Source organism: Leucobacter weissii, from assembly GCF_017565745.1.
Taxonomy (GTDB): domain Bacteria; phylum Actinomycetota; class Actinomycetes; order Actinomycetales; family Microbacteriaceae; genus Leucobacter; species Leucobacter weissii.
Genome location: NZ_JAGDYM010000011.1, coordinates 207,255 through 226,431, shown reverse-complemented (window position 1 = coordinate 226,431; position 19,177 = coordinate 207,255). Strand labels below are relative to the sequence as shown.

General features: G+C 63.8%; 16 protein-coding genes. 6 read left to right on the top strand and 10 right to left on the bottom strand.

Annotated features, from left to right (window positions below):
• Positions 1-84: 84 nt before the first annotated feature.
• From J4H92_RS10915 to J4H92_RS10890, 6 genes are read right to left on the bottom strand one after another with little or no spacing between them, the layout of a single operon-like run.
• Positions 85-1,002 carry an MsnO8 family LLM class oxidoreductase gene (locus J4H92_RS10915; protein WP_208098213.1) on the bottom strand — a complete coding sequence of 306 codons (918 nt, stop codon included), beginning with the start codon at positions 1,000-1,002 and terminating at the stop codon, positions 85-87.
• The gene (locus tag J4H92_RS10910; protein WP_208098212.1) at positions 999-1,538 is read right to left on the bottom strand and encodes a hypothetical protein; all 540 of its coding nucleotides are present in this window, start codon (positions 1,536-1,538) and stop codon (positions 999-1,001) included. Before J4H92_RS10910 ends, J4H92_RS10915 begins: the two co-directional genes overlap by 4 nt.
• 40 nt (positions 1,539-1,578) lie before the next feature.
• Positions 1,579-2,115, bottom strand: coding sequence for a hypothetical protein (locus J4H92_RS10905; RefSeq protein ID WP_208098211.1), 537 nt, complete (start codon positions 2,113-2,115; stop codon positions 1,579-1,581).
• Positions 2,112-2,915: an alpha/beta hydrolase gene (locus J4H92_RS10900; protein WP_208098210.1), complete on the bottom strand. Its 804-nt coding sequence runs from the start codon at positions 2,913-2,915 to the stop codon at positions 2,112-2,114. Before J4H92_RS10900 ends, J4H92_RS10905 begins: the two co-directional genes overlap by 4 nt.
• 12 nt (positions 2,916-2,927) lie before the next feature.
• A complete protein-coding gene (locus J4H92_RS10895; RefSeq protein WP_208098209.1) occupies positions 2,928-3,710 on the bottom strand; it encodes an SDR family NAD(P)-dependent oxidoreductase in 783 nt (260 codons plus the stop codon).
• A gap of 16 nt (positions 3,711-3,726) precedes the next feature.
• A complete protein-coding gene (locus J4H92_RS10890) occupies positions 3,727-4,884 on the bottom strand; it encodes an MFS transporter (protein WP_243752240.1) in 1,158 nt (385 codons plus the stop codon).
• Positions 4,885-5,566: 682 nt separating this feature from the next.
• On the opposite strand from J4H92_RS10890, the gene J4H92_RS10885 reads away from it, so the two are divergent.
• The 4 genes from J4H92_RS10885 to J4H92_RS10870 are packed head-to-tail and all read left to right on the top strand — an operon-like array spanning position 5,567 to position 10,842.
• Positions 5,567-6,928, top strand: a complete 1,362-nt coding sequence (locus J4H92_RS10885) for a DNA methyltransferase (RefSeq protein WP_208098208.1) — start codon at positions 5,567-5,569, stop codon at positions 6,926-6,928.
• Positions 6,921-7,907, top strand: a complete 987-nt coding sequence (locus J4H92_RS10880; RefSeq protein WP_208098207.1) for a phosphoribosyltransferase-like protein — start codon at positions 6,921-6,923, stop codon at positions 7,905-7,907. The genes J4H92_RS10885 and J4H92_RS10880 overlap by 8 nt, the downstream gene beginning before the upstream one ends.
• Complete coding sequence (locus J4H92_RS10875) at positions 7,907-9,877, top strand: ORC-CDC6 family AAA ATPase (RefSeq protein ID WP_208098206.1); 1,971 nt, start codon at positions 7,907-7,909, stop codon at positions 9,875-9,877. Before J4H92_RS10880 ends, J4H92_RS10875 begins: the two co-directional genes overlap by 1 nt.
• 8 nt (positions 9,878-9,885) lie before the next feature.
• Positions 9,886-10,842, top strand: coding sequence for a hypothetical protein (locus J4H92_RS10870; protein WP_208098205.1), 957 nt, complete (start codon positions 9,886-9,888; stop codon positions 10,840-10,842).
• A gap of 85 nt (positions 10,843-10,927) precedes the next feature.
• Here J4H92_RS10870 and J4H92_RS10865 read toward each other — a convergent pair whose 3' ends face one another.
• Complete coding sequence (locus J4H92_RS10865; RefSeq protein WP_208098204.1) at positions 10,928-11,488, bottom strand: hypothetical protein; 561 nt, start codon at positions 11,486-11,488, stop codon at positions 10,928-10,930.
• A 698-nt stretch (positions 11,489-12,186) separates the two neighbouring features.
• On the opposite strand from J4H92_RS10865, the gene J4H92_RS10860 reads away from it, so the two are divergent.
• Complete coding sequence (locus J4H92_RS10860) at positions 12,187-15,348, top strand: fibronectin type III domain-containing protein (RefSeq protein WP_208098203.1); 3,162 nt, start codon at positions 12,187-12,189, stop codon at positions 15,346-15,348.
• A 71-nt stretch (positions 15,349-15,419) separates the two neighbouring features.
• Entirely contained in the window at positions 15,420-16,070 is a 651-nt protein-coding gene (locus J4H92_RS10855; protein ID WP_208098202.1) for a TetR/AcrR family transcriptional regulator, read from the top strand.
• 15 nt (positions 16,071-16,085) lie between these two features.
• On the opposite strand, the gene J4H92_RS10850 is transcribed toward J4H92_RS10855, so the two are convergent.
• The 3 genes from J4H92_RS10850 to J4H92_RS10840 form a co-directional block, all read right to left on the bottom strand.
• Positions 16,086-17,147 carry an ABC transporter ATP-binding protein gene (locus J4H92_RS10850; RefSeq protein WP_208098201.1) on the bottom strand — a complete coding sequence of 354 codons (1,062 nt, stop codon included), beginning with the start codon at positions 17,145-17,147 and terminating at the stop codon, positions 16,086-16,088.
• A gap of 214 nt (positions 17,148-17,361) precedes the next feature.
• Positions 17,362-17,976: a bifunctional 4-hydroxy-2-oxoglutarate aldolase/2-dehydro-3-deoxy-phosphogluconate aldolase gene (locus J4H92_RS10845; RefSeq protein ID WP_208098200.1), complete on the bottom strand. Its 615-nt coding sequence runs from the start codon at positions 17,974-17,976 to the stop codon at positions 17,362-17,364.
• A gap of 4 nt (positions 17,977-17,980) precedes the next feature.
• Complete coding sequence (locus J4H92_RS10840) at positions 17,981-18,997, bottom strand: PfkB family carbohydrate kinase (protein ID WP_208098199.1); 1,017 nt, start codon at positions 18,995-18,997, stop codon at positions 17,981-17,983.
• Between the last annotated feature and the right edge of the window lie 180 nt (positions 18,998-19,177).

Here is a 19,177-nt window from a genome sequence, read left to right as displayed (position 1 = left end):
CCCCCCCCCCCCTCCCTCCCCCCCCGTCATTCCCCCCGCCCCCCCCCCCCCCCCCCCCCCCCCCCCCACTTCTGTGTCTCGATATCAGCGCGCGAGGTGTTCGGCCAGAAGCCGGTAGGAGGCCAATCGATCGTCGGGGTCGCTGGTGAGGGTGTTCACCATGACTTCGTCAGCTCCGTGCGCATCGGCCAACGCTTCCAGCTCGCTCGCAACCTGGTCGGGAGTGCCTGCGATGATCGCTTTCGAACGGGCCTTGGCGCGGGTGCGTTCCTGCTCATTCCACTCATGCGCGGCGGTGGTCTCCGCAGACGGGATCGGTCCGTCATGACCGAGGTCTTTGCGTGCACGCCACAGCAGCATCGCATCAGCCAATGCCTGCGCCCGCTCGGGATCTTCGGCTGTGACCGCGCGCACCGCCAACACCGTAGGTGCGCCGTGCTCATGCACTGTTGCAGCTTCTCGGTAGGCGGCAGTGGCGGCCTCGCCGCCTCGGGGTACGAAGAAATGCCCGTGCGCGTAGCCGGCACCCAGGCTGCCTGCGAGCGGGGCGGTGGAGCCCCCGGCACCGAGCACCCAGACCCGACCCGCTGGCTCTGCGTCGACAGGTTCGTGGAGCTGGCCGAGCTCGTCTACCAGGGTCGCGATCTTCTCCCCGTATGTGGGATCATCGAGTGCAGCGCGACCCACCCCGGTATCGACGCGGTCACCGTGTACGTGCCCGAGCAGGCCCATCACTTCGGCTGCCTTGTTTGCTCGGTAGAGCGGGAGCAGGATGCCACCCGTACCGACTCGGATGTGGTCGGTACGTTCCAGCGCGAGCGCGGTCATCATCTCAGGCGCGGTGCTTGCGAACGATCGTGAGCGGTGGTGCTCGGCGTACCAGATCCGATGGAACCCGAGCGCTTCGGCCTCCTCTGCCAGGCGGAGGCCGCTTTGCACGGCCTCCGCCGGCATCCGAGTGTGCTCGGTGAGGGGCACTTGATCGAGAATTGACAGCCTCATGCTGACTGCCTTTGGACCGTACCGTTCTGCACTGCCGGGTGGAGGGCGGGGATGATGCGCCAGTCGCCACCCACCTGGAACACGAGGTTGTGGATATCGGCCCCGGCGATCGTGCGCAGCACTGGCACGAGTTCCTCAGCGTGCTCGGGAGTTGCGACGTTGAGCGGCCATTCACCGATCGTCGCGCCGCGCAGATGCGGGTGATGGAACCCGGCACCGTAGGTCGCGATGATGCTGATCGGGGCGAGCTTCGCCGCACGCTGCTCATGCCACGTCAGCAGCCAGGACGCGAGCAGGCCTCCGGTGGTGTCACGGTGCAGGCCGGTCGCGTCGACCTTCCCGGTACCCGAGAGCTGGTGCTCGTTGAACTCCGCCAGAACCTTCCGGGCCGGGGCATCGAGGAGCCGGACGGCCTCGCCGAATGCAGACTCCTTGCCGGAGCGGGTCACATGGCCGAAATGGTTGCCGTCGCGCAGGTCGATGAAGTGCCGAGTCAGCGCCTCGAGCGGAGCCGGAGCAGCAGGGGTGAGAGTCATAGTGTTTTCCTTCCTCGTGATTTTCGGTTTCCGGGTAGGGTCAAGCGGGTTCAAGAGCAGGCTCAAGGCCGACGAACTTCATCTGGTCTTGGCCGTAGAAGCAGGTCTGCAACGCGAAATCTCCGCCGAGACCAGCAAGGTCAGCGGTGGTGGCCCACACGCGCGGGGTATGGCGGATATCGACCACCTCATAGACGGTGTCGTCTCCCTCGATCTGGACCTGCTGGCCGATCTCCCACGGCAAGATCGCATCGCCTTGACAGCCGTTGTGCGCCGCCCAGATCGGCGGTACCTCAGGGTGCTCGTAGGAAGCCATGTGCGTGAACGTGCCGTCGCAGCTATCAAGCTCTGGAATGTGCCCGCTGACACCGAATCGCACTGTCGGCAAGTCGCCGGTCGCCTGTTCTCGGATACCGGCGGTGGTCTGGATCACCACCGTTCGAGCATTGCCATAGTGATACTCGACCTGGTCGGGAGCGAAGAAGGTCGCAGCCCCCAGCGCGCCACCCGCGACAAGGAGCGCGGCACCGAGCCCACCAATGACTTTGCCTCCGCGACGCCGGGGCATCATGGTCATGGGGTGTCCTCTCGCTGGTGCTGGTGGAAGGCGACAAGCGCGGGCTCGGTGAAGACCGCCATCAACGTTTCCAAGATCGCGCTGCGGGGCTGCAACAGATCGGCGTGCCCGACTCCCGCGACGGTTTCGACGCGCGTGTGCACGCCGTCTGCTCGGAGCCGGTCGGCATACGCGGTCACGTCATCGCGCACAGGATCGCGGTCACCGACAAGAAGCGTCACTGGCGCAAGCCCGGCCAGGGTCGCCGCCCGTAACGGCGTCACCGGCAACTCGGACTCGGTAACGCTCCGGGGTACGAGCCACTGCTGCCAGGAGGCTCGCAGATCAGGAGCTCTTGGGAACGCGCCCCTGGCCGAGTACGAGGGGTTGGCGCAGTCGGGATCGAACGGCGGATACGCGAGCACCTGCGCAGGCACCAGATCATCGGCATCCCGTCGAGCAAGCGCGGCAAGGCTCGCGATCGTGCCGCCCGCGCTATCGCCTCCCACGACCACCGGCAGACCATCCGCACGGTCCTCGGCCCACTTGAGTGCGCCGAGTACGTCGAGTACCGCTGCCGGGAACGTGTGTGCCGGGGCGAGCCGGTATTCGACTGAGGCGACCGCCCAACCAGTGCGGTCAGCGATACTCGCGGTGATCGGCGCCCACTGCGAGACGGAACCGTACTGCCAGGAGCCGCCGTGCGCCCATACGAGCCACCCTTGCGGGTCCGCCGGTCGATGTATGAGGATCGGCACCCGCATCCCGTCGCTGGCGGTGGTTTCCGTGAGTACCATTTCGGATGCGGTGATCGTGGTCATGCCATGCCTCGATCAGAGCTGACGGAGCGCGCCGCCGTCGACCGCCCATTCCGCCCCGGTCACCTGCCCCGCCCGGGGAGACAGCAGATAGGTGATCGCGTCCGCGACGTCGCCGGGGTGCCCGATCTTGCCGGTAGGCAGTCGGCGCTCCTCGCGGATGAAGCGATCCACGGCCGTATCAGGATCAGTACCGAAGCGCGCCGCGAGCTGCTCGGCGAAGCCGCCCGGCGCGTCGAACAGTGCCGTGCGGGTGGGGCCGGGTGAGACCACGTTCGAACGGATCCCGATCGGTGAGAACTCCGCCGCGAGCGACTTCGACAGCGACAGGATCGCTGCCTTCGACGCCGCATACGGGGCCATCGTCGGGTCCGGCATCCGAGCAGCCTCACTGCCGAGATGCACGATGCTGCCGCCTCCCTCCGACATGGCGGGGATCACCGCGCGCACGAGCCGGGCTGGAGCGAACACATTCACCTCGAACGTCGCCCGCCACAGTTCATCATCGAGTTCAACGAACGAGTCGCGGGTATCGAACAGTGCCGCGTTGTTCACCAGACCGTCGATACGTCCAAAGCGATCCAGCACCTCAGCGACCAGCCATCTTGCGGCCTCGGGGTCAGCAAGATCGGCCGCGATGAATCCCGCCGATTGCGGCAGCGCCCCGTCAGTAGGCGCGTTGCGGGCTACGGCGATGACGTGTGCGCCCTCGCTGGCGAGTTCGTGGACGGTCGCGAGGCCGATGCCGCTGGTGCCTCCGGTGACGATGATGAACTTGTTGTCGAGATTGAGATCCATGATGAGAGCCTCTTCCTTAGTTGGTCGGCTGAGTGAGCGTGTTCTTGCGCCTGGCGGAGATGCGTGCGGCGACGATGAGTGCCAGGCCGATTACGGTGAGTCCGGCGCCGACGAGGGCGGGGCTGACGAGTCCGTACCCGGCGGCGATGGCGGCTCCTGCGAGGCTGACGCCGATGGTGTTGCCGAGGTTGAACGCGGCGATATTCGTGGCTGACGCGAGCGTCGCCGCGCCCTGAGCGTGCCGCATCACGCGCGCCTGAAGGCCGGGCACGGTGGCGAAGCCCACCAGCCCGAGCAAGAACAACAGGATCGCAACCAGCACCGGCACTCCAGCCACCGCGCCCAGGGTAAGAATCACGACCGGCAACAGAATCGAGAGGATCAATACCGCATTATCGGCGTTCTTATCTGCCGCCTTCCCGCCGACGATGTTGCCAGCGAACAGCCCAGCCCCGAAGATCACCAGTAGCCACGGGATCGCAGACGCCGAGTAGCCCGTGACCTCGCGTAGCAGCGGCTCGATGTATGTGAAGACGCCGAACATGCCGCCGAACACCAGCGCCGTCGTCAGCAGCGAGGCGAGCACCTGCGGGCGGGCGAGCGCCCGGAACTGCTGTGCGACCGGCAACTGATCTTGTTCCGGCTTCGTGCGTGGTACCAGCGCGACAAGGCCGGCGAGAGCGAGCACGCCAAGGGCGCTGATGATCCAGAACACCATCCGCCACCCGAACTGTTGCCCCACCAATGCTCCGACAGGCACGCCCAGCACATTCGCGATTGTGAGGCCAGCGAACAGCGCGGCCACGGCAGAAGCCTGCTTGTCCTTCGGTACGAGCGATCCCGCGAGCACAGCGCCGATTCCGAAGTAGCCGCCATGCGCAAGGGCGGCAACGAAGCGACCGGCAAACATCACCTCGTAGTTTGGCGCCCACGCCGAGAGCAGGTTCCCGGCGACGAAGAAGCCCAGCAGCAGCACGAGCGCGTAATTCGGTGGCCGTCTCATCAGAAACGGGGTGATGATGAGCGCTCCTGGTACGACCGCTAACGCATACGCTCCGACGAGGTGCCCAGCCTGACTGATTGTGACGCCGAGATCACTGGCAACCTCGGTCAACAGACCCGCGATAACGAACTCGGTCAGCCCGATCCCGAACCCGCCAATGCTCAGCGCCAATAGCGCGAGTCTCGCCCGCTGACGGGGCGTATCCGGTGGGCTCTCCATGCGAGCGGCGGAGTGAGTTGCGGTTGCCATCGGGCAGGTTCCCTCCCTGAGATCGGGTGAAGTGCGTCCGGTCACACGATGCGAACCGGCCATGCAACTACCATCCCCGGGCGGTCCAGTGGTAGCCAGAACCCCGGTTTGCCTACCACTGCCAGGGACAGGCAGTGCCGGGGATGGACTGAAACACTGGATGCAGGTCTCGAGCCGAATCTTTGCGCGCTATGCCCGCATCGCCGCAGATCGAGCAACCAGCTCCAAGAACCAGCGTTCGACCCTCAGAAATGCGCCCCACGCCCCCGCACGAAGCACTTTGAACCAGCCCCGCTGTGACTCACTCAGCACAGCTCAACGAGCCGCCACACTTCTTTCAACGGAGGTTTGAAGGTCGCGAGTAAGCTCTGATTTGATATCACAGACCCATGCATAGGGGCGATTGCTCCTTGCCAGGTTCTCGCGTTCGTTGTAGTGAACCGGGTCGTCTCCTCGGTCGTTGCCTCCCGCCACAGTCGGCAATGTGTGGAGAATCCAGACACGAGCCTTCATTCTAGAACTGACTTCGCCGATGCTTCGGAGCTGGCGAGGGGGCCATTCGCCCCCTCCATACTTAGCGCGTTTCACGGGAGTCCTGACTGCAATGCTTAACGCCGCAGGCTTCAGACGTGACAACGATAGTATCGAAGGCGTGCTCATGAGAGGTCAGATGCGAGATGGGGGCCTGTCAGAGGCTCACCCCCCTACCTCTTCGTTTAGCGGCATATTCAGTCAACTAGAAGAGCAGTATCAGGGCCGTCCGATTGATGTTAGCTTTCGCGACCTGGTTGGTTCCTTACCTGCTGACGAGCTGACGCATGGAATCTTCCCCTACCCAGCGCGCCTGTTGAGGCAGATACCTCGGATGCTTCTCGCCTGCGAGCAAATCACTAAAGGAGTAGATTATGTGCTTGATCCGTTCTGCGGATCGGGCACCGTGCTCGTTGAAGCGCAAAAGCTGGGATTGCGATCTAGCGGTATCGAACAGAATCCAATAGGTGCTCTCGTATCGAGAGTGAAGACAACCCCGCTAGACACGGGCCAGTTTCGACGCAGCATTCGTCAGGTTCTGCAAGACGCGAAACAAGGGCGTCGCCGACGAGACGCGAAGGAATATGTTCGGCATTGGTATTCGTCAGAAGCATACTCTGCCCTTGCGCGTCTCTCACATGTACTTCAGGGCCGGAACGGCGTTGAAGCTGATGCGTTGTCCCTAGTTTTTGTCCTGACTGCCAAGAAAGTAGCTAATACTGATCGACGGATCCCGGTACCAGTCAGGCCGAAGTCTCCTACAGTTTTCTCTTCCAAGGATGTGTGGCAAACATGGGCCCAAACGGCCGAACAAGTCGCTAATCGACTTGAGAGAATTCAGGCATCGTGTACCGCAGCATCTGTAATCGAAGGAGATGCTCGTGATCCTGGTACTTGGGGCCAGGCATCACTGGGCGACAGAGCTTTAGTTTTTACCAGCCCGCCTTATGGTGCGGCGCAAAAGTACATACGCAGCACGAGTCTTGAACTGGGGTGGCTGCATCATGGTACTGACGCGGGAACCATCGGGCTTGAACGCAGCAGTATCGGTCGTGAGCATCTCTCCCTTGCTGAGCGTACTTCGTATAAGAACGAAGCGCTTCTACCTCACATTGGGGAAGTCATAGAGGCGGCCGAAGCGGTTTCAAAAACGCGAGGAGCGATTTATGCCCACTATTTCTCGGACATGGATAGGGTTTTCGCGAACGCTCAAGCAAAAGCGGCAAGAGTGGTCCTGATTTCTGGAACGAATACGGTCGGAAACCTGGAAGTTGAAACCTATGACCTATTAGGTGACATGCTTGAATATCGGGGTTATAGGCGCGCTATAAGTCTGCGTGATGAGATTCGAGGCCGATCTTTGCTAACGAAGCGCAGATCTGCAGCGAAACCATCTCACGCTGAATACGTTGAGGTTTTCGAGGCTGATGAGTAGTGATAGAAGTGATCAAGTTTTCGCTGTTGAAGACTCGATAGAGGAGGCAATACAGAGTCGCATACGCACACTCTCAGAGGAAGTCTGGTCAGGCGTAGTTCAAGGCTCAGATGTAGAGCGTTGGTTGGGCAACTTTGACGGGCGCGTGCTAGGCGTCGAACGAGAGCGGCTTCATGCTCTTCACCTCTTGGCTAACTTCGATTTCTTTGGAATCAACGAAGTCAGAGAAATGCTGAAATCGCTATTTCGGGATCTCTTCCGTTATCCGATTATCCAGGCGAGTAGAAAGGCTCTGGGGCATACTCGAGATTTTCTCTCCTTAGACGCGGAATTCCGCAGAGAGCTAGCCACGACGAGGTTCCTGGGGATGGGTAATCCATCAGAGAGTGGCGCCCACCTTCTCTACTATTTCCGGCAAGTCAATAAGCTGCCAAAGTCCCTGTTTATTCATCAACATGAGATTATGGCTAAGGCGCCGGGTGTTTCCAACAACGCCATAGCAATACAAGGATTGAAACGGCTTGTGTTTATCGATGACTTGATGGGATCAGGTCAGCAGGCAACGGAGTACAGCAAAAAACTGCTCCAGTATGTCCGGCAGACAGCACAAGAGAGTTCTCTGGACTTAGAGATCTCCTACTTCACACTCTTTGCGCGCTCCCAAGCCCTTGAAACTGTAAGGAAGCTCCCATTTGATCACGTAGAAACAGTGAATGAACTCGATGACGCGGAGAAAGCCTTCGACAAGCGCTCGAGAGTGTATATTTCTCCTCCTGTTGAAATCACTCTTGATGAGGCCAAGCGCTTCGCTGAAGCGTATGGGAAACTACTAGTTCCGAACCATCCGCTCGGCTATAAGGATGGGCAGCTGCTTATGGGATTTCAACATAATGTTCCCGACAATTCACTACCGATTTTCTGGCTAAACGAGTATTCAATTGAATGGGAAGCTGTCTTTCCGCGTTATAGCAAGGTGTAATGATGCCACAGAACCCCTTTGAGGTAACAAAAGCTGTAGACTTCACCGATCATGAGATTGCTACTCGCTTTGTAAGTTTCTCTACCGAAGACTATCCGCTGGTTGATCCGCGTAGTCCGATAACTCAGTATCTTGTGGGAGGTAAAGGGGGAGGTAGAACGCATCTAATGCGTTTCTACTCCTATCCTCTTCAGAAGGATCGTGCTTCCGGTAGCCTTCTGAAGGCGCTGAAAGGGGACGGTTACCTCGGTATCTACGTGCCTGCCAGCGGTCTTGACGGTAGCCGCTTCGAGGGCGCACATATCTCGGATGACGCTTGGCGAGCGGTATTTGCGCAGTCACTAGAGATCCGCCTTGTGCTGCTGCTTCTGGATATTATTTCTGACATTCAGGCCACAGAAAATCCCTGGAACGCGGACGAACTCGAACATCTGGTGGAGACCGGTTCGCAGCTCATCCTGGATTTTCCTAAATTGAAGGCGAACTCACCATTAGCGAATTTCAGGGAAGCACTTGCCGCAGTCCAACAGAACATCGATGCTGCAATAAATAATGCTCCGCTGAAAAAATCTTTAGAGGTTTTGATCCGGTTCTCGCCTGGATCGCTCGTATTCGGTATGGGTTCGGCTGTCCAGCAGCTTCAGGGGCTGGACGGCATGAAACTCACCTATATGCTCGACGAACTTGAGAACCTCACTGAGAGCCAACAGCTATTTGTGAACACGCTCGTTAGGGAGAAGAAGCTGCCGACATGCTTCTTAATCGGATCTCGTGAATGGGGCATCCGTACTCAGAAGACGTTAAGCGCTGGGGAGGAAAACAAAGAGGGCAGCGAGTTTCGAAAGGTTGTGCCAGAGAACGCGTATAGCCAGAGCGAAGAGGCCTACAAGCGATTCTGTGTTGACATGATCGAGAAGAGGCTTCGTGCGGCAGATTTGGAACCTCAGGCTTCGAGGGATTGGGTTCGCAAGCTTGAGGCCAGGAAAACGACTTCATTGTTAGATGACGCTCTACTAGATGCCATTGGATCTCGTGACAGGAAACATCTGACGCGCGTTCGCAAAGTAGTTCTTGAGACAACGCGAAGTCCTGAAATCGCTGACCAAGTAGTAGCGGAAGTGAGGTGCGATGAACACCCACTTCTGGAAAAGCTGGCGATCCTCAAAGCCTTCCAATTGTGGAGTAAAGAGGGTCTGTTTCGGCCGGGACACTTCCAGCAGGCAAGTGAATTTGTCCGCCCCTTAGCGACAGACTCAGCCCAGGTGGAGCAGAAGAACTTTCTTAACCTATGGAAGCATGACATGGCGGCCCAGGTCTATGCCGATCAATCTGTGGACCAACCCTACTTCGGCATAGACACACTAGTAGGTATGACAGGCTACCTGCCTCGGAACCTCCTGGTGATTCTCAAATATATAACTTCCCGGGCGACGTGGCGAGATGAGCAGCCTTTTGGAGAAGGTGTCGTTGTACCGATCTCCACACAGTCGGCAGGAGTGCGCGAGGCGTCTTCTTGGTACCTCAATGATGTAAAGCCGTTGGGGGAAATAGGAACGCACTGCGACCGCGCTATTCGACGCTTGGGTTCTCTGCTTCGGGATATTCGCTATTCAGATAAGCCTTCTGAGGTAAACCTGACTACATTCTCGTCGAACCTCGAGGGGCTGGATCAACAAACAATAAAGGTAATCGAGAGCTGCGTTAAGCATCGCATGTTGATTGAGGTCCCTATGGGCCGGCAATCTCGTAACCGCGGCTCCGTGCATAGGAAGTTTAAGCTCCATCCGATGCTGTCGCCTTTCTTCGGCCTGGGGTTCGGTCGAAGGGGAGATCTGTCGTTGACCGGAGACGAAGTGAGCGCACTGTTCTCACCTGGGTCAGACGAGGCCGCGTTTCAGACCGTAGCCAAAAGGCGCGTATCGCCTCTTACTGCACCATTCAAAAGTCCAGCAATGGATCAGCTGTTCTAGGTCAAGTTATGTATGACTACAGCATATTCTCTCGAACAAGGTTCAGTCCGGAGGAGTTAGGGGATCGTTCATTTGATTTCCTGCTGTCTGCCTACAACGATTCCGAGAGGGTGATAGGACTCTTTGAGCGACTGCCAGCCTCGCAGAAACTATGGCTCGTTCATCCAGAATATGGTTATCCCGCGGATGAACGTCCCTCATCTGCCTGGTGGTCGCCTAATCCGCACGAAGCGATCGTAGACGCGTGGGAAAGGTGCATAGACCAATTTCCGGCTGATCGCTCGAGTCGCGTTGCGATCGATATCACTGGGATGATGCGGCCCTATTTGCTATTGCTGCCGCTTATGTTGAAGCGTGCAGGATTTCAGTATGTAACTCTTCTCTATTCAGACCCGGTTTCCTATATTTCGGGGCATGAGACTACCTTCAGTAAAGGGCCCATCGAAAGGGTCGCGATTGTTCCTGGATATGGAGGACTTCATCGAACGGCGTTTGACGGTCGCGATTGCCTCGTTATCGGAGCCGGTTATGATCATGAGCTGGTGAAGGCTGCGGCAGAAAGCAAGAAGAACGCTGAGCACTACTTGTTGGTTGGGCTCCCAGGGCTTCAACCGCACATGTATCAAGAGAGTCTTTATAGAGTCTCTCAAGCGAGAGAATCCATCAATGACTATCGCACTCGTACCCTGCTCTTTGCGCCAGCTAGTAACCCATTCATGACCGCTCAAGTCCTGAGCGAACAGGTTGCAATGCTTCGTCAACGCGGAAAAGCAAATAACATATACCTTTGCCCTGTTGGGCCGAAAACTCAGGTCCTCGGCTTTGCCTGGTATTACTTGTGCGAGGCTCGGGGAACAGCCACGAGTATCGTATTTCCGTATGCCCAGAAATACAGCCGTGAAACCTCCTCGGGCTGGGCGACCGTCCATGAGTTCATTCTCGAATTAGACGCATTTAGTATTTGAATGCCCAGGTGCTCAGGATCATCGAGCGGCACCACTGTCCGTCGGCTCTACTAGCTTTGGGTGTGTCAAAGAAACCTGATTCTCGCTAACTGTCAGTCTGCTGCCTTTCCTCGCGGTTTGCTGTGGCTATCTCGTCTAGGGCGGAGGCAACGACATCCTCGACCCGCTCTGGTAGGTCCTGGTAGCCGTTGCTGGTCATCGCCTGGTTAGGTAAACCATTGACTTCGCGAATTCGGTTGATGATACGCTGCGATGCTTGGGCTTGATGCTGGAGTGCCAGTAGTTGCCCCTTCTGCTGAAATGGCGGGATAAGAAGCGCCGTTGACCACGCCATATAGTCCTTGAAATCAGGTCCAAAGCTGTCGGGCATGACCAAGGAAAATCTGCGAGCCGAGAGCCGGAGTTCCTCAAGTAACGACCCGCCTTCTTCTGAAATTAAGACCAGGCACTCACTTATGTCTCTATTCAGGGAGATCAGGCCTAAGTCGCGAACCTTATCGCCACACTCTAGGAGTTTCGCGCCTCTGTCGATCACTTCGCGCGTCCAGACGGCGTCTCGCTCCCTTTGTGCTTTTCGATTGTCGTTAAGTCGAGTGAATATGAAAGTCAGGAAGCCTCCCAGAAGAAGGAATGCTCCAGCGATCACTGAGACCCCCCACCAAGGGGGATTGACTACTGCTGTGACAATCTCACTTACTGCGCGAGGAGACGAATCTAAGGTAGCCAACACAGTCGCAGGTTAGCATCATGTATGCGCGATTAGAGGATGAGTCCGATTGCGTATATGGGAACTATTACCCACCTCAATCACCCGTGACGCAGCGCCACGGACCGGCTACACTCCAAACAGGCGAATCACCCGATTCCCAGTTAGAAACAGGGAACCCGAGACGCTCCACGACTTCGAGAAAAACCGGCTTTGATCAGGGATTCTCCAAGGGGTCGCAGGTTCAAATCCTGCCTGGCCTCTCACAGCTCTCGCGAGATGGTGCTTCTCGCCGCGCCACCACGTCTTTGGGGCGGGCACCACGGGCACTCGATTCCTGAAGACCGACTCCAGACCCCCGCTCGACGGATCCGGATCACGCATCGCCGCCGCCCGCGAAGCGAGTCCGACACCGCCGCTTCGAACCACTCGCAGTCCGGCACCGCACCCGCTTCCCAAATTTGATATAGTCGCACTATATTCGGTATAGAAGAAGTAAATTCAAAGATGCGAGTGGGTCTTCCGAGTTGCGTGAGGCAGCCAGGCGGGCACGGCGGACATCACCGCGGGAACCGCTCCTCGAGTCGACGGCGCAACCGCGTTCGACACGAAGGAAGCACCCCGCGATGCAGCACCGGATGCCACGAGAAACACAGCAGCAAACACCGCAGAGAACGCCACGACGACGACGCCCCACCGTCAAACTCCTGGCGGCCCTCGCCGCCGCGCTCATCGGCGCGACCGGGCTGATCGCCGGCCCCGTCGCACCGCCGGCGCAGGCCGCCTCGTCGCTCGACCAGAGCTCCACGAGGTTCACCACTCCCGGCAGCTACATCCCCGTCACCTCCGGGCCACTCCGACAGACCTTCACCGCGGGCAGAACCGGCGCGATCGACCGAATCGCGATCGCGTTCGACAGGTACAACCCTCAGCCTGAGGTGCGGGCAGAGATCGTGACGCTCGTCGACGGCTCCTTCGTCGGCGGACAGACGCTCGGCTTCGCGACCTTCCCGGCCGTGGGCGCGAACAGTTCGCCGGACGACCTGCGCACGGTCACGCTCGAGCAGCCCGCGCCCGTCACCGCGGAGACGCAGTACGGGATCCTTCTCAGATCCGACGCGACCGCCTGGGTGCGGCTGACCACTGGCTACGATCGAGGGAGTCTGCCCGCCTACGAGGAAGAGTGGTCGCTCGGCTTTGAGACCTACGTCGATGACGCGATGCAGGCTCCCGGCCTGCTCGGCGGGGACTCGCGGTTCTTCTTCAACCAGTTCGGCTTCGCGGCATTCATCTCGACCGGGTCGCACCGCCCCACGGTGACACTCGACGGATCACCGCCGCCCGGCATGATCAGCACGAGCGGCCCGGGCTACATCACCTTCGAGGGCACCCCGACCGAGGTCGGGTCGTACCCGATCACGCTGACGGTATCGAACGGAATCGGACCCGCGGTCACGCGCACGGTCACCCTCACCGTCGCGCCCGTCCCACCGAGCCGGCCACTCGGCCTGCGGCTGGTTTCGCTTCCGGACGGCAAGGTCACCGCATCCTGGGATCCCCCGTCATCGAACGGCGGCGTGGCCATCGCCGAGTATCGGTTGATGGTCCTCCCCGGGGTGGGGTGCACCACCGCCGAACTCAGCTGTACCTTCGACGGCACGCGCCTCACTCGAGGATCCAACTATCCCGCGAGTCTGACAGCGAACAACAGCGCAGGCGACAGCGAGCCGAGCTACGGAACTCTGCTCTACACCACCGCACCTTCGGCTGTCCGGGGCTTCTCGGCATATCCCGGCAATCAATCGGTGGAACTCGTCTGGAACGCCCCGACCTCCAACGGCGGCGCGCCGATCACGGAGTACGTCCTTGAACGGCGCTCGGACGGCGGCCCGTGGGGCCGCATCGGCGAGTACCCCGCCACGGCGCGCAAACTCATCGCCGTCGGGCTCGACAACGGCACGGCGTACGACTTCCGCATCGCCGCGCGCAACGGACCCCAGGGCCTGGGCCCCTGGGCCGAGGCCTCGGCCACCCCGGCGGAGGCACCGGGCGCGCCGACGGGAGTCACCGCCCAGTCGGGGGACGCCCGGGCGACCGTCTCCTGGCAGGCACCGAGCGACGGCGGCAGCCCCATCACCGAGCACCGGATCCGGCATCGCCCGCTCGACGGCGGCGACCCGGACGGCGACTGGCGCCTCACTCGCGTCCTCTCCCCCGACCTCTCCGAGTTCGAGTTCTCCGATCTGACGAACGGCATCACCTACGAGTTCCAGGTGAGCGCCGTGAACCGCGCAGGGACCGGACCGTGGAGCCAGAGCGTCTTCACCGTGCCCGCCGGAGCCCCCATCGCCCCGATGCTCGACTCGGTCGCCCCCGACGACCGCTCGGTGCACCTGCGCTGGACGCCTCCCCGCTCGGACAACGGCAGCGAGATCACCGGCTACCGGGTGGAGCAGCGCACGGCGGGCGGCGACTGGACCACCGCCGCAGCCGGCGTCGACCTCGACCTCGGGCTCGGCAGCAGCACGGCCGAGGTGACCGGGCTCGACAACGGCACCGAGTACGAGTTCAGGGTGCGCGCGATCAACGCGATCGGCACGGGTGCGGCCAGCAACACGCTCGGCGCCACCCCGCGCACCCTCCCCGGCTCGCCGCGACTCGTCGACGCCTCACCGGGCGATCGCCGGATCACCGTGGGCTGGCGCGCCCCCGAATCGGACGGCGGCGCCGAGATCGAGAGCTACCGCCTGATCCTCACCCGGCTCTCCGGCTCCGACTCCCCCGTCACTCACATCGTGCCGGCGAACGCACGCTCGTACACGTTCACCGACCTCGTGAACGGCGCCTCGTATCGGATCGAGATCGCAGCGCGCAACGCCGCAGGGGACGGCGCAGCGGCCTCGACCGCGGCCCTCACCCCGCGCACCTCGCCCGATGCACCGGAAGACCTGCGGGCGCTGCCGGGCGACCGCGAAGTCTCGCTGAGCTGGGCCGAACCCTCGAGCACCGGCGGCAGCCCGATCACCGGCTACAGCATCCGGTTCCGGATCGTCGGCGCCCCGGCGTGGGGCGAGGCGCAGGAGCTCGACCGGGGGCTGACCGCCTCCGTCGGCGGCCTCGACAACGGCACGGCATACGAGTTCCAGGTCGCCGCGGTGAACACGGTCGGCACCGGCGCCTGGAGCGCCCCGGTCGCCACGACGCCCTTCGTGTTCGAGCCGCGGATCACCGGGCCGGACGGCGGCCCGCTCGAGGGCCGGACGCTGCGCCGGGGCGACCGTGTCGCTCTGCGCGGCGATCACCTGCCGGCCGGCGCGGCCGTCGTCGTCGAGATGCGCTCCGACCCGGTCGAACTGGGCCGGGCGGTCGTGGGCGCCGACGGGTCGGTAGAGATGCCGATGAGCATTCCAGCCGATGCCGCGTACGGCGACCACGAACTGGTCGCCGCCCTCGCGGATGCGGGCGGGCCCGTCCCGTCCGTCTCGATCCCGTTCTCCGTCGCGGCCCGCCCCGTGACGCCGGGCCCGGAGCCCGGCCCGGGACCGGAGCCCGGCGGCGGCGATCCGGATCCGCGCGGGCCCGGCTCGGACGACTCCGACGCGACGCCGGCGCCGGAAGAGACCGGTGCGACGCCCGCCCCGGGCGACGCGGGGGCGCAGCCCGCTCCGCACCCCCTGCCCTCGACCGGCGGCGGCGCCGGGATCGGGCTCGCGGCCGCGGCCGCCCTGCTGCTCCTCGGCGGCGCGGGATCGTGGTGGGCGGCCAGGCGGACGAGCACCGGCGGGAGGCGGCGCCGCTGAGCGCGGGCCGGGTGCGCCGGGGGCCCGGCCCCGGCGCACCCGGCGCTCATCGCAGTGGTAACGTCGGTGACATGGCGCGCGCGTACCGATCTCCCCGCCGCGAGGCCGAGTCGGCGGCCACTCGGTCAGCGGTCATCGCGGCGGCGGCGAAGCTCTTCGTGCGGGACGGCTACGTCGCCACGTCCATCCGGGCGATCGCCGAGGAGGCGGGCGTCTCGGTGCCGACGGTCCACAACCAGGGCCAGAAGCACACCCTCCTCATGGCCGCGTTCGAGGTGGCGTTCGCCTCCGACGAGGGGTCGCACTCGCTGGCCGATCGCCCCCACATGGTCGAGGCCATGTCGCAGCCCGACACGGAGCTGGCGATCGCGCAGTACGTGCGACTGCTCGGCGAGGCGCATCGCCGCGCGGCGGGCCTCGTGCGGGCGATGGCCGCAGCCGCGGACGCCGATCCGCTGGTGCGCGCGGCCTACGCCGACATCGAGGCGCGGGGGCGCCGCGACACGGGCATCGCCGCCGGCTGGCTGGTGGAGCGCGGGCTGGTGGCGCCCGAGCACCTCAGCGAGGCGGCCGACGTCTTCGGCTACATCGTGAGCGCGGACGCGTACGTGCACTTCACCGAGACCCGCGGATGGTCGCTCGAGCGGTGGGAGGCGTTCACCGTCCACCAGCTCGCGCACATCGCGTCGGCGATCCCCGCGGTCGGGGCTCCGCGGGGATGACCGGTGCGGGCGGTATCAGTCGATGCGCTCCCCCGAGGCCGCGTCGAAGAGGTGCAGGTGCCTGGGCTCCGGCACGAGCACGACGGTCTCGCCGATCGACGGGTGGTTGCGCCCGTCGACCCGCGCGACGAGGTCGACCCGCTCCCCCTCGGTCGTGTGACCGTAGAGGTAGCCGTCGGCCCCGAGCTCCTCGACGAGATCGATCTGCACCTCGACGCCGGCCGCGCTCTGGGACGAGACGCGGAGATCCTCGGGCCGCACGCCGACGATCACGTCGCGGACGGGGGCCGAGCGCGGCAGCGCGAGCGTCCCGAAGGCCAGCCCGTCGGGCGAGGCGGTGGACGGGAACAGGTTCATCGCGGGCGACCCGATGAAGCCGGCGACGAAGACGTTCCTCGGGGTCTCGTACAGCTCGCGGGGCGTGCCGACCTGCTGGAGGAGGCCGTCCTTGAGCACCGCGATGCGATCCCCCATGGTCAGGGCCTCGGTCTGATCGTGGGTCACGTACACCGTGGTGACCCCGAGACGGCGCTGCAGCGACGCGATCTGGGTGCGCGTCTGCACCCGCAGCTTCGCGTCGAGGTTCGAGAGCGGCTCGTCCATGAGGAACACCTGCGGCTGCCGCACGATCGCGCGCCCCATGGCGACGCGCTGGCGCTGGCCGCCCGAGAGCGCCTTCGGCTTGCGGTCGAGGTACTCCTCGAGGTCGAGCAGCCGGGCGGCCTCGAGCACCCGGGCCGAGCGCTCCTCCTTGCCCACCCCGGCGATCTTGAGCGCGAACCCCATGTTCTCGGCCACGCTCATGTGGGGGTAGAGCGCATAGTTCTGGAAGACCATCGCGATGTCGCGATCCTTCGGGGGCACGCGGGTGACCTCCTGCTCGCCGATGAGGATGCGCCCGTGGTCGACCTCCTCGAGGCCGGCGAGCATGCGCAGGGTGGTCGACTTGCCGCACCCCGAGGGGCCGACGAGGACGAGGAACTCGCCGTCGCCGATGTCGAGGCTCAGCTGGTCGACGGACGGGCTGGTCGCCCCGGGGTAGACGCGCGAGATGCGGTCGAACGTTACAGATGACATGTTCTCCTCCACCGGCAGGCACGTGCCGGACGATCCGTGGTGAAAGACAGCGGCGGCGCGGCCGCTGCGGCCCGTGTGCGGGCCCGTGTGGTCGGGTGGGATGGGTGAATTCGTTCGGGTCGGAATCGGTCTGGTGGGAATCAGCGGATCGGCGGTTCGGGCGGGCGACGAGTCGGCCGCTGCGGCGGCCGCGCCCCTCCTCCGGTCGGTCCGCTCAGTCGGCCCTCCTCTCCCGGATGATCTCGCTCAGCAGGTCCAGCTGCCCCGGATCCTCGAGCGCGGATCCGACCGCGACGATGCGGGCGCCCGCGTCGAGATAGGCGGCGGCGTTGCCCGCGTCGAGCCCGCCGGTGGCCACCAGGCGGGCGTCGGGGAACGGGCCGCGCACGGCGGTGAACCAGGCGGTCCCGAGCGATGTCGCGGGGAACCCCTTGATCCAGGTCAGGCCGGCGGCCAGCGCCCGCTGCACCTCCGACGGCGTCGCCGCGCCGGGGAGGAACGGGATCCCCCGCTCCGCCGAGCTCGCCGCGAGACGGAGGTCGAGCCCGGGCGCCACGGCGAAGTCGACGCCGATGCCGGAGATGACGTCGAGCTGAGCGGGTTCGACGATGGTGCCCGCCCCCACGACCTTGCCGCGCTCGCGGCCGGCGGCCGCCACGGCCTCCAGCGCCGGGACGAACTCGGGGCGGTGGATCGGCACCTCGACCAGGTCGATGCCGAGATCCCAGGCGCGCTCGGCGCGGACCACGGCGTCGGCGGGCGGGAAGTTGCGCAGGATCGCCATGACCGGCGACGTCGCGGCGAGTTCGGAGAAGCTCGGATGGGGCATCGGATCAGTTCCTTCGCAGTGAGGCGGGTGACGGGGACTCGGTCGCGGGGCCGGGCCCCCAGATGCGCGCCGCGTCCCGGACGAGCGCGTCGAACGACGGCAGCACGGGTACGTCGGCGGTGATCTTGATGGCCTCCCGCGCCGCGAGATGGCCGATCATCAGGGCCTCCTGCGGCGAGCGCCCGCGCAGCTCCGCCGCGAGGAAGCCCGCCGCGAAGGCGTCGCCGGCGCCGACGACCTCGGTGACGTCGGCCGGCGGGGTCGATACGCGGAAGGATTCGCCCGCGACGTAGGCCGTCGCCGCGCGGGGCCCGTCCTTCACCACGAGCTGGGCGACGCGGGGCAGGAGGGCGCGCACCTCGTCGGGGCCGGGCGTCTGCCAGATGCGGTTGGCCTCGTCGAGACCGACGAAGACGATGTCCGCCTGCGCCGCGAGCTCGCGCAGGCGGGGCCCCGCCTCTCGCGCGTCCCAGAGCGCCGGGCGGTGGTTGATGTCGAAGGAGATCCGCTGCCCCTCGGCGCGCGGCGCCCGGAGGAGCTCGTCCACGAGCGCGCCGGCGGTTCCCGAGAGGGCGGGGGTGATGCCGGAGAGGTGCAGGATCCTCCGCCACCGGGGCAGCGAGCCCCGGTCGGCCGGTGACATGGCGGAGGCGGCGGACCCCTCCCGGTAGTAGGTGACGCGCGTCTCGCCCGACGATTGGTCCTTCAGGTACAGGCCGGTGTGCCGCGCCTCGTCGAACCGCACGCCGCTCACATCGACCCCGTGATCGGCGATCAGATCGCGCACGAAACGCCCGAGCGGGTCGCGGCTGAGTCGGCTCCACCAGCCGGTGGCGACGCCGAACTGCGCGAGGCTCATGGCGACGTTCGACTCCGCTCCCCCGATGCTGAGCCGCAGCGAGGTGCCCGGAGCGGTCAGCGCGCCCGGCGCCTCCGGCGTGACCATGACCATGGTCTCGCCGATGCACAGCACGTCGAGCTCCGGGGGCTGGGAGCGATGCTCGTCGGGGAACTCTGTCACGGGTCGCTCCTTCGGCGGGTACTGCGCGGGATTCGAGGGTCGGTGGTCGGCGGCGGGCGGGCGGCCCCCTCGCGCTCCGCGCCGCGCATCGGCGCGGAGCGCCATCAGACGGTCGGTGCTGCGCGGCAGCGGCGGCCGAACGGTGGCGGCGAGTCGGATAACCGGCCCGTAATGACACTG

What these genes read in the sequence shown, in the direction of transcription:
- J4H92_RS10880 (WP_208098207.1), top strand. Translation starts at nt 6,921, where the DNA reads ATGAGTAGTGATAGAAGTGATCAAGTTTTCGCTGTTGAAGACTCGATA.
- J4H92_RS10875 (WP_208098206.1), top strand. Translation starts at nt 7,907, where the DNA reads ATGATGCCACAGAACCCCTTTGAGGTAACAAAAGCTGTAGACTTCACC.
- J4H92_RS10850 (WP_208098201.1), bottom strand. Translation starts at nt 17,147, where the DNA reads ATGTCATCTGTAACGTTCGACCGCATCTCGCGCGTCTACCCCGGGGCG.
- J4H92_RS10915 (WP_208098213.1), bottom strand. Translation starts at nt 1,002, where the DNA reads ATGAGGCTGTCAATTCTCGATCAAGTGCCCCTCACCGAGCACACTCGG.
- J4H92_RS10895 (WP_208098209.1), bottom strand. Translation starts at nt 3,710, where the DNA reads ATGGATCTCAATCTCGACAACAAGTTCATCATCGTCACCGGAGGCACC.
- J4H92_RS10910 (WP_208098212.1), bottom strand. Translation starts at nt 1,538, where the DNA reads ATGACTCTCACCCCTGCTGCTCCGGCTCCGCTCGAGGCGCTGACTCGG.
- J4H92_RS10860 (WP_208098203.1), top strand. Translation starts at nt 12,187, where the DNA reads ATGCCACGAGAAACACAGCAGCAAACACCGCAGAGAACGCCACGACGA.
- J4H92_RS10885 (WP_208098208.1), top strand. Translation starts at nt 5,567, where the DNA reads ATGCTTAACGCCGCAGGCTTCAGACGTGACAACGATAGTATCGAAGGC.
- J4H92_RS10900 (WP_208098210.1), bottom strand. Translation starts at nt 2,915, where the DNA reads ATGACCACGATCACCGCATCCGAAATGGTACTCACGGAAACCACCGCC.
- J4H92_RS10845 (WP_208098200.1), bottom strand. Translation starts at nt 17,976, where the DNA reads ATGCCCCATCCGAGCTTCTCCGAACTCGCCGCGACGTCGCCGGTCATG.
- J4H92_RS10870 (WP_208098205.1), top strand. Translation starts at nt 9,886, where the DNA reads ATGTATGACTACAGCATATTCTCTCGAACAAGGTTCAGTCCGGAGGAG.
- J4H92_RS10905 (WP_208098211.1), bottom strand. Translation starts at nt 2,115, where the DNA reads ATGACCATGATGCCCCGGCGTCGCGGAGGCAAAGTCATTGGTGGGCTC.
- J4H92_RS10855 (WP_208098202.1), top strand. Translation starts at nt 15,420, where the DNA reads ATGGCGCGCGCGTACCGATCTCCCCGCCGCGAGGCCGAGTCGGCGGCC.